This is a genomic window from Mycobacterium sp. IDUB_24, assembly GCF_055419385.1.
This window is the reverse complement of record NZ_JBVAXO010000004.1, coordinates 1-15,078: the sequence shown is the minus strand read 5'-3', so window position 1 is coordinate 15,078 and position 15,078 is coordinate 1. Positions and strand designations below refer to the sequence as shown.

At 66.5% G+C, this 15,078-nt stretch carries 14 protein-coding genes and 1 tRNA gene; 7 read left to right on the top strand and 8 right to left on the bottom strand.

The features are described from left to right. Window position 1: 1 nt before the first annotated feature. From ACZYZF_RS15400 to ACZYZF_RS15375, 6 genes are all read right to left on the bottom strand, one after another. Window positions 2-472: an SRPBCC family protein gene (locus ACZYZF_RS15400; protein ID WP_463836187.1), complete on the bottom strand. Its 471-nt coding sequence runs from the start codon at window positions 470-472 to the stop codon at window positions 2-4. A gap of 135 nt (window positions 473-607) precedes the next feature. Continuing rightward, window positions 608-680, bottom strand: a tRNA-Ala gene (locus tag ACZYZF_RS15395). Between the two features lie 55 nt (window positions 681-735). Further along, complete coding sequence (sepX, locus tag ACZYZF_RS15390) at window positions 736-1,932, bottom strand: divisome protein SepX/GlpR (RefSeq protein WP_463836186.1); 1,197 nt, start codon at window positions 1,930-1,932, stop codon at window positions 736-738. Window positions 1,933-2,174: 242 nt separating this feature from the next. Then, window positions 2,175-2,828 (bottom strand): GNAT family N-acetyltransferase, encoded by a 654-nt coding sequence (locus ACZYZF_RS15385; RefSeq protein WP_463746112.1) that lies wholly within the window; start codon window positions 2,826-2,828, stop codon window positions 2,175-2,177. Between the two features lie 46 nt (window positions 2,829-2,874). Further along, window positions 2,875-4,113 (bottom strand): molybdotransferase-like divisome protein Glp, encoded by a 1,239-nt coding sequence (gene glp / locus ACZYZF_RS15380; protein WP_463746111.1) that lies wholly within the window; start codon window positions 4,111-4,113, stop codon window positions 2,875-2,877. A gap of 66 nt (window positions 4,114-4,179) precedes the next feature. After that, window positions 4,180-5,109, bottom strand: coding sequence for a UTP--glucose-1-phosphate uridylyltransferase (locus ACZYZF_RS15375; protein ID WP_463746110.1), 930 nt, complete (start codon window positions 5,107-5,109; stop codon window positions 4,180-4,182). A 27-nt stretch (window positions 5,110-5,136) separates the two neighbouring features. Here ACZYZF_RS15375 and ACZYZF_RS15370 point away from each other — a divergent pair, with 27 nt between their 5' ends. From ACZYZF_RS15370 to ACZYZF_RS15355, 4 genes are all read left to right on the top strand, one after another. Then, a complete protein-coding gene (locus ACZYZF_RS15370; protein WP_463836185.1) occupies window positions 5,137-5,736 on the top strand; it encodes a 5-formyltetrahydrofolate cyclo-ligase in 600 nt (199 codons plus the stop codon). Window positions 5,737-5,755: 19 nt separating this feature from the next. Continuing rightward, window positions 5,756-6,991, top strand: a complete 1,236-nt coding sequence (locus ACZYZF_RS15365; protein ID WP_463836184.1) for a PucR family transcriptional regulator — start codon at window positions 5,756-5,758, stop codon at window positions 6,989-6,991. Window positions 6,992-7,116: 125 nt separating this feature from the next. Next, window positions 7,117-8,952: an amino acid permease gene (locus ACZYZF_RS15360; protein WP_463836183.1), complete on the top strand. Its 1,836-nt coding sequence runs from the start codon at window positions 7,117-7,119 to the stop codon at window positions 8,950-8,952. Then, window positions 8,949-9,836 (top strand): universal stress protein, encoded by an 888-nt coding sequence (locus ACZYZF_RS15355; RefSeq protein ID WP_463836182.1) that lies wholly within the window; start codon window positions 8,949-8,951, stop codon window positions 9,834-9,836. Before ACZYZF_RS15360 ends, ACZYZF_RS15355 begins: the two co-directional genes overlap by 4 nt. Before the next feature lie 3 nt (window positions 9,837-9,839). On the opposite strand, the gene ACZYZF_RS15350 is transcribed toward ACZYZF_RS15355, so the two are convergent. Next, a complete protein-coding gene (locus ACZYZF_RS15350; RefSeq protein ID WP_463836181.1) occupies window positions 9,840-12,221 on the bottom strand; it encodes an arylsulfatase in 2,382 nt (793 codons plus the stop codon). Between the two features lie 202 nt (window positions 12,222-12,423). Further along, on the bottom strand, window positions 12,424-13,122 hold the full coding sequence (locus ACZYZF_RS15345) for an HNH endonuclease family protein (RefSeq protein WP_463836180.1): 699 nt from the start codon (window positions 13,120-13,122) through the stop codon (window positions 12,424-12,426). 129 nt (window positions 13,123-13,251) lie between these two features. On the opposite strand from ACZYZF_RS15345, the gene ACZYZF_RS15340 reads away from it, so the two are divergent. From ACZYZF_RS15340 to mscL, 3 genes are all read left to right on the top strand, one after another. Then, window positions 13,252-13,584 (top strand): FmdB family zinc ribbon protein, encoded by a 333-nt coding sequence (locus ACZYZF_RS15340; protein WP_463746103.1) that lies wholly within the window; start codon window positions 13,252-13,254, stop codon window positions 13,582-13,584. Between the two features lie 70 nt (window positions 13,585-13,654). Beyond that, window positions 13,655-14,314: an SAF domain-containing protein gene (locus tag ACZYZF_RS15335; RefSeq protein WP_463836179.1), complete on the top strand. Its 660-nt coding sequence runs from the start codon at window positions 13,655-13,657 to the stop codon at window positions 14,312-14,314. 135 nt (window positions 14,315-14,449) lie between these two features. Next, window positions 14,450-14,917, top strand: a complete 468-nt coding sequence (gene mscL, locus ACZYZF_RS15330; protein WP_463746101.1) for a large-conductance mechanosensitive channel protein MscL — start codon at window positions 14,450-14,452, stop codon at window positions 14,915-14,917. Window positions 14,918-15,078 lie beyond the last annotated feature (161 nt).

Below are 15,078 nucleotides of genomic sequence, written 5' to 3'. Positions count from 1 at the left end.
ATCAAGTCGCGTAGCGGTCGTGCAACTTGGTCAACGTGGACTCGATACCCTTCGCGTTGCCCTTGGCGAAGCCCATTCGCTCGTAGTACTTCAGCGTGTCCTTGATCGGCCCGGTGTCGCGGTAATCGAATGTCTCTGTGACGCGCGTCAGGGTGGGGGTGAGTGCGGTGAACTCCCAGCGCCAACGGTGCCCCACCGGATGTCGCCATTCAAAGAGTTCGTCGGGTCTTACCGCGGTGATGACGCTGGTGATCCGGTAGGGCACCCCGTACATCCGCATCCCAGTCGTGAACTTCGCACCCGGAGCGATGTCATCTGGGCACGACACGTTGTCGCGGACGGTGCCCGAACCGTCGATCTCGTGGTGACGACGCGGGTCGGCGATCATGGCGAACAGTTCGGCCGCAGGGGCATTGACCTCCACGGAGCGGCTGACCTGATTCGGACCCGCGTCGACGATGCTGACGGTCATGATGTGTCCTTCGATTCGCATTCGCTGTTCGAGACCAGTATGCGATGGTTCATCCTCGCTGCGGGATTAGCCGTTTACACGTTCAGATAAGAGAAGACCCGCCGTCTCCGGCGGGTCTTTCCTATTCAAACTTTGTGGAGCTAAGGGGAATCGAACCCCTGACCTTCTCGATGCGAACGAGACGCGCTACCAACTGCGCTATAGCCCCTGATACCGGAACGCAAGGCTACCAGCCGTCGCCCCGGAACCGGAAACCGGCCGCTCTACTGCCCGGAAGCGCGCGGTAGATCGTATTCGCGGGCCGCCGACCCGTAGGACGTGTAGGCCAGGTGCTCGAAGATCGGGTCCTCGTCGTCGATGTCGAGCACCACTGCGCCGGGCCTACGTAGCCGGGCAGGCACCACGTCGAGCTTGTGGTCATCGGTGCTCTCCACGCCCAGCCGGGACCGCGCCAGGCGTTGCGCCCGACGACGCCGCAGCTGTTCCTCGATACGGGTCTGGCGACGGAGGTAGGCGAGGTACAGCACGGTCAGTGTTCCCGCGCCGCCACACACCCACCAGGCCGACGGTGTCACCAGGAAGGCAGCACCCGCCGAGAAGAGCATGGCGACCGACAACACCGCGAGCATGCGCTTACGGAACCGGAACTTGCGGGCACTGACCTCCGCGGAGGTCTTTGACTCGAACCGGCGCTGCCGTGTTGCACTCAGCGATGCGACGGGCGTCTCGGACGATTCCTCTTCGGCCGGCTCGTCCTCGGCCTCGGGTTCCAGGCCCGACGAGTCGTCGACGTACTCGTACTCGGCGTCGGTGAGGTCGTCGGGGTCCTCGATATCCTCGGCGTCCTCGGCCTGCTCGGTCTCAGCGGTCTCGTCGAGATCCAGTGCGATCCGGTCGGTTTGCATCTCCGACTCGACGGCCTCGACCGGGGCAACGGGCTCGACGGGCTCGACAGGCTCCTCGACCGCGACGGGTTCGGGCTCCGCTTCCGGCTCAGGTTCGGTCTCGAACTCCAAGTCGAGTTCGGGTTCGGCCTCGGGCTCGGGCTCAGCCTCTGCCATCGAACCGACCGGCAGCGCACCGGAATCCTCGTCGACGACGTCGACATCGAGATAGTCGGGCTCAGGGGTCTCGACGCTCACCGCGGCCACCACCACGGTGCGCTGCACCGTGGCGTGCACGCGCACCTCGGCCGGCTCTTCATCCCCTTCGAAGTCTTCATCGAGCTTCTCGTCGAGGTGGTCAGCCGTGTGCTGCCAATGCGGATCGCTGTGATGCCCGGCGGCCGGGCCGCGCCGTAACCGTTGTGCGTTGCGGCCGCTGTTGAGCACTCGAGTCGCCAGGGCGACGTCGCTGGTGCGACGCACCGAGTCGCGCTTGCTGATCAACATGGGGACCAACACGAAAAGCCAGAGAACGACTAGGGAAATCCACAGCAGTGACTGGGGGATGCTTGGCATGACGCCTTTCCTTTCCCCTTCAGGCTAGGTCCGTGACCAGCGCATCCATGGATGACGCGCCGACACAATTACACACCTGTAATTCATCCGATACAAGCACCATCAGTCACACGTGTCACATTGGTAACAGCTGAGGAGGCCTATTCAGCCGAGATTGCTTCCAGGGCTGTTAATCCGGCGAAATCACGACCCTAGGCGCAGTTTCGGGACACGGCGCGCCGCAACTCAGACCGACCCGGAAATCAGCACCAACTGGCCCGGCCGGCCGAGACCAGCGCCTGGGACGCCGAATGTTTCAGCTCTTCCAACGTGACCGCTACCAGGAGATGGTCCCGCCAGGCGCCGTCCACCTCGAGATAACGGCGCAACAGGCCTTCCTCGCGGAACCCCACCCGTGCCAGGACAGCCCGGCTCGCGGCGTTCTCCGGCCGCACCGTGGCCTCGACCCGGTGCAGCTGCACCCCGGTGAAGCAGTGGTCGAGCCCCAGAGCCAGCGCACCCGTCGCCACCCCGCCGCCGGTCTTGTCACTGGCCACCCAGTAACCGATCCAGGCTGACCGCAGGGCGCCGTGGGTGACGTTGCCGATCGTGAGCTGGCCGGCGAACTCCCCGTCGAGCTCGATCACATAGGGCAGCATCCGGCCGCGCCGGGCCTCGCTGCGCAAACCCGAGCAGATCGCAGGCCATGACGAAACCCCATGGCGGACACGCCAATCCACACCACTGACCGGCTCCCAGGGCTCGAGGTGAGCCTGGTCGGCCAGCCGGATCCGGCTCCACACTGCGGCGTCGCGCAGCCGCACCGGGCGCAGCCGCACCACGCCGGCCTGCACCCGCAACGGCCCGATCGGACCCGGCCAACCCGGGTGGAAGGCACTGGAGCGCAGCAGGCTCATCCACACCGTCGATTCGTCACACCATCATTCATCGAATGAAGTCTTATCAGCCGCGCTGAGCCAGGAATGCCACATCCACCGTTTCGCCGGTACGGACCTCGTCGACCTCGCTCGGAATCACCACCAGACAGTTCGCCTCGGCGAGGGTGGCCAGCAAATGCGTCGACGCCCCGGGCGCCCCGCCCAAGGCCTGCACCAGGTATTCGCCGGTGTCCTGGTCACGCATCAACTGCCCGCGCAGGTATCCCGTCCGCCCGGCCACCGAACTGATCGGCGCCAGCGTGCGGGCCTGCACCACGCGCCGCATCGGCTGGCGCTTGCCGAGTGACAGCCGGATCAGCGGGCGCACCATCACCTCGAACACCACCAGCGCGCTGACCGGGTTCGCGGGCAGCAGGAAGACCGGAACGCGGTCGCGGCCGAGCTGCCCGAAGCCCTGCACCGATCCCGGGTGCATCGCGATCCGCGCAACCTCCATCTCGCCGAGGTCGGCGAGCACGGTGCGCACCGACTCCGCGGCGGCCCCGCCCACAGCCCCGGCGATCACCACGATCTCATTCCGATTGACTTGGCCCTCAACGGTTTCCCGCAGTTCTCGCGGGTCGGTGCTGATGATGCCGACCCGGTTCACCTCCGCGCCCGCATCCCGGCCCGCCGCGGCCAGTGCGTAGGAGTTCACGTCGTACACCTGCCCGGTTCCCGGCGTGCGGGATACGTCGACGAGTTCGCCGCCCACGCACATCACCGACAGTCTGGGTCGTGGGTGCACCAGCACCCGGTCCCGTCCGACCGCGGCCAGCAGGCCCACCTGGGCCGGGCCGATGATGGTGCCGGCCCGCACCGCGACGTCACCGGGCTGCACGTCGTCTCCGGTACGCCGGACATAGGCGCCCGAACGCACGCTGCGCAGGATCCGGACCCGGCTCTCACCACCGTCGGTCCACCGCAACGGAAGCACCGCGTCGGCCAGCGTCGGCATCGGCGCACCGGTCTGCACGCGGGCGGCCTGCCGGGGCTGCAACCGGCTCGGCGTCCGCGCCCCGGCCTCGACCGAGCCCATCACCGGCAGGCTGATCTCACCGGCACCGTCGCCCACGGACAACACGTCGACACTGCGCACCGCGTAGCCGTCGATCGCGGCCTGATCGAATCCCGGCATCGGCCGTTCGGTCACGACCTCTTCGGCACACATCAGACCCTGTGACTCGGCGATGGCCACTCGCACCGGCCGGGGCGCCACCGCGGCAGCCGCTATCCGAGCCTGCTGTTCCTCGACCGAACGCACAACACGCCTTCCTGTCCTACGGGCCCCGACGACCGGACGACGCGCGGCGTACGACCCGACGCGTTGCTAGCCTTCCTGTCCGGTCAGACCCAATCGTTCGACCAACCACCGCCGCAATTCGGGGCCGTAGTCGTCACGTTCCAACGCAAAGTCAACCGCAGCCTTCAGGTAGCCGCCGGGATTTCCCAGGTCGTGTCGGGCTCCGCGGTGTACGACCACGTGCACCGGATGGCCCTCTTCGATCAGCAGGGCGATGGCGTCGGTCAGCTGGATCTCCCCGCCCACCCCGCGCGGAACGCGACGTAGCGCATCGAAGATCGCCCGGTCCAGAAGGTAGCGGCCGGCCGCGGCGTACGGGGACGGCGCGTCCTCGGACTTGGGCTTTTCCACCATGCCCTTGACCCTCAGCACGTTCGGGTTGGCCGCGTCGGGCACCGTCTCGACGTCGAAGACGCCGTAGGCACTGATCTCGTCGCCGGGGACCTCGATCGCGCACAGCACCGTTCCGCCGCGTTTGGCCCGCACCTTCGACATCGTCTCCAGCACACCGGTGGGCAACACCAGATCATCGGGCAGCAGCACCGCGACCGCATGTTCGTCCGCAGCCAGCGCGCCCTCGACGCAGCCGACGGCATGCCCGAGGCCCAGCGGCTCCGCCTGCACCACCGACTCGACCTTGATCAGCGCGGGAGCGCGGCGGACCTTCTCCAACATCGTCTTCTTGCCGCGGGCCTCCAGCGTGCCCTCGAGCACCAGGTCCTCGACGAAATGCGCGACGACGCCGTCCTTGCCTTCGGAGGTGACGATGATCAGCCGCTCGGCTCCGGCCTCGGCCGCCTCGGCCGCGACCAGCTCGATGCCCGGGGTGTCGACCACCGGCAGCAATTCCTTGGGAACCGTCTTGGTCGCCGGCAAAAAGCGCGTACCCAGGCCGGCTGCCGGCACGACGGCCGTGAAGGGAAACGGCACCTCAGGCGCCTTGGGGGACGTGCTCATCGTTCACACACTAACGCCCACTCTGAAATGGTGGAGGGCGTGACCCCGCCGACGAAGACCGAGTTGCGAGCTGGCGTTCTGCGTGCAAGACGGGCTCTGCCGGCCCACCTCCGCGACAGTGAGGCGCAGGCGCTGTGCCGCTGGCTGCCCGCCCTGGTGCGTCCCGGGCAAACGGTGTGCGCCTACGTTCCGATGGACTCCGAACCCGGCTCTCAGATGCTGTTGGACACGCTGGCGGAACTCGATGCGCGCGTACTGATTCCGGTCGCCCGCAACGATGCGGACGGCCGGGGAATGCCGATGCAGTGGGGCCCGTACGAACCGGGCACGTTGGTGGCCGCCGAGTTCGGTCTGCGCGAGCCCGCGCCGCCGTGGTTGCCCGCCGGATCGATCGCCGACGCCGAGGTGGTCCTGGTGCCCGCACTGGCCGTCGACCGCACCGGAAACCGGCTGGGCCGGGGTGCCGGGTTCTACGACCGCAGCCTCATCTATGCGGCACCGCAAGCGCGGCTGGTCGCGGTGGTGCGGGACGACGAACTGGTCGACGAGCTGCCCGCCGACCCTCACGACGTGCGGATGACACATGCGCTGACGCCGTCGGGCGGAATCGTGACGTTGCGGCATTGACCTGGTCCAGAATCGTCAGGTGTCCGATCCGGTGAGCGCTGACTTCAGTGTCCGCATGCAGCTGATCGTCGACGTGCTGGCCCAGACCCTGGACCGAGCCGTGTTGCTGGATGACGAGGAGCTGACTCCGATCACACACAGCCGCCAGCTCGGCGAGCTGGACGACGTGCGCGTCCACAGCGTGCTGCAACGTGAGACGCGCACGGAGGTCAAGGCGGCGTTGTTCGAATTCGGGATCGGCTCGGCGGACTCGGCGTTGTGGACCCCGGCATTTCCGCACCACGGCTTGATGCCGCGGTTCTGCGTGCCGGTGCGCTCGGCGTCCGAGCGGTTCGGCTACCTCTGGATCATCGCCCCGGATGGCTCACTGTCCGAGCATGATCAGCAGCTGGCCGAGCGGGCGGCCGGTGACTTGCTGGCCATCCTCGATCGCCGCAACGCGGTGCTGCGCGCCGAAGAGTCGGAGCGCCAGGGCCTCTTGATGCGGTTGATCGGCGCCGAAGATCCCGGGCAGGCCCAGGCGGTGGTCGCCGAACTGCACGCCAGGGCGATGGCCGAACCGCACGACGTGGTCCAAGTTTTCAGGTTCGAGCCGGGCGCTGAGGGCGCGGACGATTCGGTCGATCGGAGCTTGGCGCTGCGTCTCCGGCTGGCGGCAACCGACCGGACGCGCCGGTGGTACACCCTGGCAGGACCGACGACGACGATCCTCGCGGTGTCACGTCCCGACGCCGGGTCTGCCACCACTGCCGAAACCGTGGCTCTGGCCGTCCGGGCCAGTTACGGAACCCGGCCAGCCATCGGCACATCCGGCGTCACCCTTCCGATAACGCAAGCGGCCCTTGGGTTCCGCCAGGCAAGCCTGGCGCTGACGCTCGCACGGATCGGCGCGGGCAGCGCCCAGGTGGCCGATTGGTCCGCACTCGGCTCGTGGCGCACCCTCGCGTTACTGGGCCAGGCCTACGGTCCGGACCGGCTCGGCGAGCTGGTCCATCCCGGCATCGTCAGCCTGATCGAGCAGAACCGCGACGACCTCCTCCGCACGCTCGAGACATATCTGGCCAACGGCGGTGACGTCCGGCGCACCTCCGAGGACATGTATCTGCACCGGTCCACGCTGTACTACCGGCTGGAGAGACTCACCGAGGCAGTCGACGGCGATCTCAGCGACGGTGAGACCCGGTTCAATCTGATGCTGAGCCTGCGGCTCGCTCGCCTGGCCGGGCTGTACCGCCCCGATTCGACAGCTGTCTGAACGAGCCGGGCGAGTTTCCTACAGTTTCAGCCCCATTTCGGCTCCGTCGACCGGTCGCCGGGCATAGCGTTCTCTTCTGGCCGCTTGTGACCTGAGTCACACATCATGGAGGAGTCGGTACTCAAATGGGTGAAACACCCGCATTGAAGAAGGCGCTCAGTCAGCGACAGTTGACGATGATCGCCATTGGCGGCGTGATCGGCGCCGGGCTGTTCGTGGGGTCGGGCGTGGTGATCGGTGATACCGGTCCCGGTGCGTTCATCACCTACGCACTGGCCGGGGTCCTGGTGATCATGGTGATGCGAATGCTCGCCGAGATGGCCGTGGCGAACCCGTCCACCGGATCGTTCGCCGACTACTCCCGCAACGCGCTCGGCAATTGGGCGGGGTTCTCGGTCGGATGGCTCTATTGGTATTTCTGGGTGATCGTCGTCGGCTTCGAGGCGATCGCCGGCGCCAAGATCATCCAGTACTGGATACCGGCGGCACCGATCTGGCTCACCGCGCTACTGCTGCTGATCGCCATGACAGCGACCAACCTCTTCTCGGTGTCGTCGTTCGGCGAGTTCGAATACTGGTTCGCCGGGATCAAGGTGGCGGCGATCATCGCCTTCATCGGCCTGGGTGCGCTGTACGTGATCGGGCTGTGGCCGCACAAGGACATGGACTTCTCGAACCTGACCTCGCACGGCGGATTCTTCCCAGTGGGCGCGATGGCCATCACGGTCGGTGTGGTGACAGTGATCTTCTCGATGGTGGGCGCCGAGATCGCGACCATCGCGGCCGCGGAATCCTCGGATCCCGAACGCGCGGTGGCCAAGGCCGCCAACTCGGTGATCCTGCGCATCGCGGTGTTCTTCGTCGGGTCCGCGTTCCTGTTGGTGACCATCCTGCCGTGGAACAGCGACCAGGTCGCCGCGTCGCCGTTCGTCTCGGCGTTCACCGAGATGGGCATCCCGTACGCCGACCACATCATGAATGCCGTGGTGCTCACGGCCGTGCTGAGCTGCCTGAATTCCGGGATGTACACGGCGTCGCGGATGCTGTTCGTCCTGGCCGCCCGTCGCGAGGCGCCGCCGCAGTTGGTCGCGGTGACCCGGCGAGGCGTTCCGGCCCCGGCCATCCTGACCTCATCGGTGATCGGTTTCATCTGCGTGATCGCCGCGGCATTCTCGCCGAACACCATCTTTGCGTTCCTGTTGAACTCCAGCGGCGCTGTCATCCTGTTCGTCTATCTGCTGATCGCGATCTCGCAGATCGTGCTGCGCTACCGCACCTCGGCCGACACCCTCAAGGTGAAGATGTGGCTTTTCCCGGTGCTCTCGATACTGACCGCGGTCGCGATCACCGCCATCCTGGTCCAGATGTTCGTCCAGGGCGGCGACAACCGGAAGGCACTGACCCTGAGCCTGCTGTCCTGGGCTGTGGTCATCGCACTGTTCCTGGCCAACCGTTGGTTCATCGGACGCAAACCCGAAGCACCCGAGATGGCCCCGACGGCCGGGGCCCCGCATCCGCACCGAGTGTTGGTGCTGGCCAACGAGACTGTGGAATCCAGTGAACTACTCGCTGAGCTGCGCCGCATCGGCGTCGACCGCGATGCGGTCTATCACGTCGTGGTACCGGCCAGCCCGATCGAGACCGGGGTGGCCGCCACCCACGGCCCGCTCGACATCTCCGAGGCCACCACGCGCGCGGCCCAGCGCCGCCTCGACCAGACGCTGAACACACTGCGCGCCGAGGAGCTGCGGGCCGACGGCGAGTTGGGCGATTATCGTCCGCTGCGAGCCTTGGCCCATGCAGTAGAGGAGTTCCGGCCCGACCAGATCGTCATTTCGACTCTGCCGCCGGAGGATTCGGTGTGGCATCGTTTCGACGTCGTCGATCGGGCTCGCGCCGACCATCAGATCCCGGTGACCCATGTGGTGTCACGAGCCCGCACCCAGGAGCATGCGTCGTGACCATCCTGGCCGCATTCAGCGCGAGCCGGCACAGCAGCGCACCGCTGAACCTGGCCATCCAGATCGCCCGCACCACAGGCGAGCAGGTGATCGCGGCGGCGGTGGTGGAACGGGCGTGGCCACCACGTGAGGACCCGGTCGAGGGTGAGTATCTGGCCTACGTCCGCGCGCAGGCCACCCAGGCGTTGCAGCGCGCGGTCGCGGTACTGCCCATCGATCTCGACGTCACCCCGGTGGTACACGAATCCACCTCGATACCAACGGGTTTGATCGAGCTCGCGGACGCCCACCGGGCGACCATGGTGTCCGTCGGCTCATCGTCATCGGGGATGCTCGGCCGGGTCGCACTGGGCAGTGTCACCGAACGCCTGGTGCACACCGCCCGAGTGCCGGTGGTCTTCGCACCGCGCGGATACGCCCAGACCGACCCCGCGATCCGCCGCCTCACCGCGGCCTACGGCGGGGAAGCCGACGTCAACGGGCTCATCCCGGCCACCGCCGAACTGGCGGCGGATTGGAAGGCCAAGCTGCGCATCGTGTCGTTCACCGTACGCAACACCGCGGCGTTCGCCGGCACCATCGAAACCTCTGCCGAGGAGTTGGTGGTCCAGCAGTGGTCACGGCGGACAATCGCCGAAATCACCAAGCAACTCAATGCCATTCGCGACCGGATGGCCGTTCCGGACGTCGACGTCGTCGTCGGCGCCGGCCACGATTGGAACAGCGCGGTGCAGAGCATCGGGTGGGACACCGGGGACATGCTGGTGCTCGGCTCGGGCGCGGCCGCGCCAAGCGCGCAGGTGTTCCTCGGCTCGGCCGCGGGCAAGATCCTGCGTCGCTCCCCGGTGCCGGTGATGATCGTGCCGCGTTACCGGACGTCGTGACCGCTACTGCTTGGCCATGGCGATGTTGAATCGATCCTCTGCCGTGATGAGGTGATCATTGCCGTCCTCGCCGATGTCGAGTTGTACCCACTCGATCTCGCCGGTGAATTTGTTTCCGGTCGGCCCGTAGTCGGGTGAGGCGGGCGATCCGGTGTCCGAACCCACGTCGCACGCCTCGTCGGCCGAATAGCCCATCGGGATGGTCCGCTCGACCCTGCCCTGGCCGGCAGCCTCGCCGTCGTAGTAGAGCGTGACGTCCCCGCCCTTGGCCAATCCCCCACCGTCGTAGGCGAATTCCATCCGCACCTGATGCTTGCCGGCTGGTATCGGCTTGTCCGCGGTGATGATGTAGTGCTCGATACCGAAGAAGTTGAAGCAGTACTTCAGCGTGCCCTCCTGCGCGTACAGCGACCATCCGCCGACGCTGCCGCCTTGGGTGACGATCACGCCGTTGACGCCCGATTCGGGCACCACGATGTTGGCGGTCACCGAGTGCGACTTGTTCTTGAGTGTCAGAACAGCCCACTCGCTGACCCGCATGCCCGGGAACAGCAACTGCGTGTTGCCACGTATGAGCTGCGGACGGCCGGCGATGTCGGGATTGATGCGCTCGAAACCGCGGTCATCCAGTGGGACGACGTTGTACTTGACTGCCTCGATGAGCCACAACCGTTGCAGCTCAGCGAGTTTCTTCGGATTCTCGGCGGCAAGGTCGCGCGACTGGGTCCAATCGTCGGGCCCGTAGAGCTCCCACACGTCGTCGTCGAATGCCGGCGGCGTGTCGGCCTTCCACGGCGTGCGGTGCTTGGTGACGGCAGTCCAGCCCTCATGGTAGATACCGCGGTTGCCCATCATCTCGAAGTACTGCACCACATGCGTCTCCGGCGCCGCGGCGTCACGCAGTGTGCCCAGCATGCTGACGCCCTCCAAAGGTGCCTGCGCGATACCGTTGACCAACGTGGGTGCGGGCAGACCCGCGGCCTCCAGAATCGTGGGCGCGACGTCGATGACGTGGTGGAACTGATTGCGCGTCTTGCCTTTGTCGGCCAACCCCTTCGGCCAGTGCACGATGGTGCCGTTGCGGGTACCACCCCAGTGCGAGGCCACTTGCTTGGTCCACTGGTACGGAGCGCACAAACCGTGCGCCCAGCCGACGGCGTAGTGGTTGTAGGCCTCCGGCGTACCGAAGTCGTCGATCTTGGAGAGCAGGAACTCCACGGTCTCGATTCCGGGCATGCCGTTGAGCGTGGTCATCTCGTTGAAGCAGCCGTTGAGTGTGCCCTCGGCCGAGGCACCGTTGTCGCCGATGATGTAGTAGATGAGCGTGTCGTCCAGTACCCCCAGATCGCCGATCGCCTCGACGAGACGGCCCACCTCGTGGTCGGTCTGCTCGAGGAACCCGGCGTAGATCTCCATCTGCCGGGCCAGCACCGGCTTGAGTTCATCGGGCATGTCGTCCCAGGCGGGGATCTCGTCGTGCCTCTTGGTCAGTTCGGCATCGTCGGGCACCACACCCAGTTTCTTCTGCTGTTCGAGGATCTTCGCCCGCAACGCATCCCAGCCCTCGTCGAACTTGCCCTTGTACTTGTCCGACCACTCCCTGGGAACGTGGTGCGGGGCATGCGTGGCGCCCGGCGCGAAGTACATGAAGAACGGCTTGTCCGGCATCAACGCCTTCTGCTGGCGCACCCAGGTGATCGCGTGGTCGGCGAGATCCTCGGTAAGGGTGTAGCCCTCCTCGGGTGAGCGCGGCGGCTCGACCGCGGTGGTGCCCTCGTACAGCCCCGGGTAGTACTGGTTGGCCTCCCCACCGACGAACCCGTAGAAATACTCGAAGCCGGAACCGGTGGGCCACTGGTGGAACGGTCCTACCGGGGTGACTTCCCAGCCGGGCACCTCATGGCATTTCCCGAACTGCGCGGTGGAGTACCCGTTGAGCTTGAGGGTCTCGGCGATCGGCGCTTTCTCCTTGGGCCGGATGCTGTTGTTGCCCGGCGCCGAGGTGGCCATCTCGGTGATGGCACCCATTCCGACCGAGTGGTGGTTGCGCCCGGTCAGCAGCGCCTGCCGGGTCGGCGAGCACAGTGCTGTCGTGTGGAATCGGTTGAGTTTCAGCCCTTCCGCTGCCAGCCGCTCCGCGACCGGGGTGTGGCAGGGGCCACCAAAGGCCGACGATGCGCCGAATCCCACGTCGTCGATGAGGACGATCAGCACGTTGGGCGCGCCCTTGGGCGGCCGCAACTCTTTGATCGGCGGGTACTTGGTGTGGGGGTCCTTGGCGTCGTAGGTCGTCAACCCGACGTGTTTGGGGTCAGGAATCGGGAGTTGCTCGCGCGCCAGGTGCGGCTCGGCGGTTCCCGCGTCGTTCGCCGTTCCTTTGACCATGATGTGTCCTTCCGGCTCAGCGCTGCTGTGAGTTCAATGACGCGCCCTGCTGCGGCCGATCTGGCCCGGGAATGCCGATTTCTGTTTGTATTGAACAAGGTTCATCGTCGCACCCCTTGCTCGTCGGGCGGGGCAACGCCAGCTTACGGGGGCGTAAGTGGTGCGTGTGGACCTTTGGCAGGCCGATCGCGAATCCGGCGGGCTAGCAGTTGTCGAGTACCGTCTCCATCGCCCGCTTTTCCTTCGCCGAGACCCACAGCTGGTAGGCGGCTTTCACCTCGACCTGGCGGGCCACGAACTCACAGCGGAACGCCACGTTGGGCGGCAGCCAACTGGCCGCGTCGCGGAATGCCTTGTCGAAGTTGGGCTGTGCGGCGACCGCGGTCAGGTTGCGCGGATCGTTGGCGAAGTCCCTGCGCCGCTGGGGGTCCCAGGTACGCGCCCCCTTGTACCAGGCGTCCGACAGGGACACGAGATGGTCGATCTGCACCGTGCTGGACGTGTCGGGCCCGCGGGTGAACGCGATCTCGACACCGGTGTAGGGGTCGCGCAGGACACCGGTGGCGGCGTAGCAGGTGCCGGGGCGGACCATCAGCTGAGCCAGGTCGCGGCGCAGGATGTCGTCCCGGGTGTTGCAGCTGTTGTGGCCGAACTCGACGTTGACGTCGTCACTCCAGGCCTCACCGAAGCGGGAGCGGGCGTAGTCGGTGTCGCGATCCCAGCCCTTGACCGGCAGCCCCGCCAGCAGCGTGCGGGCCCGGGCGTAGGCGGGCGTCCGCGGCGCCGGCGCCTGACCGGTGGCCGGGGGCGCGGAGGGGTGCGCAGCGGAATCGTCGGCCGGGGCTGCCGCACGCATACGGGCCACCACCAGCACGGCCAGCACCGCCACGATTACCGTCACCACGAGCAGTACGGATAATCTTCCGGTGCGCCGGCGCCGGCGGCCCGCGGGAATGACATGGCCCACGTAGCGGTTCTAGCACTTGAGCCGGTAGAGTGCTAACAAGTTTGACCAACTCGGAGGGTTTTCGTGCCTACCTATTCCTACGCATGCACTGAGTGCGGCAATCGGTTCGACGCGGTGCAGGCCTTCAGCGACGATGCGCTGACCACCTGCCCCAAGTGCTCCGGCAAGCTGCGCAAGCTCTTTGGCTCGGTGGGCGTGGTATTCAAGGGCAGCGGCTTCTACCGCACCGACAACCGCGAATCGGGCAAGAGCTCGGTCAACGGCTCGCCCGCCAAGAGTTCGGAAGGCAGCTCTTCGAGCTCGTCGTCCGACTCATCGTCGTCTTCCTCCGACTCGTCGAGCAGTTCTTCGTCGAGCAGCTCCAGCGCCGCCCCCGCCGCGGCAGCCTCAAGCTAACTCCGGAAGTTATCCACAGGACGGCGAATACGCCGTTCTCACGGAGCCTTCGCGCGCCTAGCGTGGCGCCATGGCCCAATCACTCGACCCACCGGCTTGGCGTCGGCTGACGGCTGCCCGGCCCGATTGGACCCGCACAGTGGCCGCACGCCGTGCGGCCGCAGCCGGGTTGGTGCTTCTGGCAGCCATCGCGGCCCTGCGCTCCGATCCGCACGGCGAGTACACCGAGATCGCGGTCGCAGCGCACGACCTGTCCCCCGGCATCGCGTTGACCGCCGCCGACGTGCGCCTGGAACGACACCGCACGGCCACCCTGCCCGACGGCGCCCAGCGAGACATGGCACCGGTGCTCGGGGCGACGCTGACGGCCCCGGCTCGTCGTGGCGAGGTGATCACCGATGTCCGGCTGCTCGGGTCGCGGCTGGCCGAAACGGCAGCGGGCCCAGAAGCCCGCATCGTGCCGATCAAACTCAGCGACACCGCCCTGCTGGATCTGATCCGACCCGGCGACGTGGTCGACGTGCTGACGGTGACCGCCGATCAGGACGACAAGGCACCGCCCCGGCCGGTCGTAGTGGCCTCGGGAGCCGTGGTGGTGCTCGTTTCAGAGAAGGCCCGTGGGGCCGGTGTAGGCAACGACCGGGTGGCACTGGTGGCGCTGCCGGCCCGCTCAGCCAATGATGTCGCGGCCACCAGCCTGGTGCAGGCCGTCACCCTGACCATCCATTGAGTCCGGGTTCCCTTGCCGGACAACATGGTTCACACATACCGAAGTTGTTGTCCCACAATCACCCAGCCGTTCGGCCAACTCCGTTACTGTTTGCTTGTCGCACCAACACACACCACTGCAGGGAGGGTCCGCAGCATGTTGAAGGGCTTCAAGGAGTTTTTATCTCGCGGCAACGTCATCGATCTTGCGGTTGCTGTGGTCATCGGCGCCGCCTTCACCGGGTTGGTCACCGCCTTCACGGAGAAGGTGATCCAGCCACTGATCGACCGCGTCGGCGCCGGCCCCGGCAAGGAGTACGGCCTGCTCAAGATCTCGCTCGGCGGCGATCCCGAGACGTTCGTGGACCTGAACGCCGTGCTGTCGGCGGCTATCAACTTCGTCCTGGTGGCCGCGGTGATCTACTTCGTCATCATGGTGCCTTACAAGAAGCTGCGTGAGCGCGGCGAAGTCGAGCAGGCCCAGGACACCGAGTTGAGCATTCTGACCGAGATCCGCGATCTGCTGGCCTCCAACGGCGACGCCGACAGCGGCAAGCATGTCAGTGGCCCCGGCACCGGCCCGAGCCCCGACACCGCCAAGCACACCAGCGCCGATCGCACCTGAGCGCGCGCCATCCCGGCACACAAAAACGGCCCCTGGAAGTTCCAGGGGCCGTTTTCAGCGGTGCTCAGAACGTGGCGTTCAGAACGTGGCGTTCATGTGCTCAGTTCATGTTCCAAGGCTCGCCGTAGGTGGTGACACTGTCACCGGTCGAGGCGATCAGA

Excerpts from the sequence above, each read along its gene's own strand:
- ACZYZF_RS15400 (WP_463836187.1), bottom strand. The coding sequence starts at position 472 with ATGACCGTCAGCATCGTCGACGCGGGTCCGAATCAGGTCAGCCGCTCC.
- sepX (WP_463836186.1), bottom strand. The coding sequence starts at position 1,932 with ATGCCAAGCATCCCCCAGTCACTGCTGTGGATTTCCCTAGTCGTTCTC.
- ACZYZF_RS15385 (WP_463746112.1), bottom strand. The coding sequence starts at position 2,828 with ATGAGCCTGCTGCGCTCCAGTGCCTTCCACCCGGGTTGGCCGGGTCCG.
- ACZYZF_RS15375 (WP_463746110.1), bottom strand. The coding sequence starts at position 5,109 with ATGAGCACGTCCCCCAAGGCGCCTGAGGTGCCGTTTCCCTTCACGGCC.
- ACZYZF_RS15370 (WP_463836185.1), top strand. The coding sequence starts at position 5,137 with ATGGTGGAGGGCGTGACCCCGCCGACGAAGACCGAGTTGCGAGCTGGC.
- ACZYZF_RS15360 (WP_463836183.1), top strand. The coding sequence starts at position 7,117 with ATGGGTGAAACACCCGCATTGAAGAAGGCGCTCAGTCAGCGACAGTTG.
- ACZYZF_RS15350 (WP_463836181.1), bottom strand. The coding sequence starts at position 12,221 with ATGGTCAAAGGAACGGCGAACGACGCGGGAACCGCCGAGCCGCACCTG.
- ACZYZF_RS15335 (WP_463836179.1), top strand. The coding sequence starts at position 13,655 with ATGGCCCAATCACTCGACCCACCGGCTTGGCGTCGGCTGACGGCTGCC.
- mscL (WP_463746101.1), top strand. The coding sequence starts at position 14,450 with ATGTTGAAGGGCTTCAAGGAGTTTTTATCTCGCGGCAACGTCATCGAT.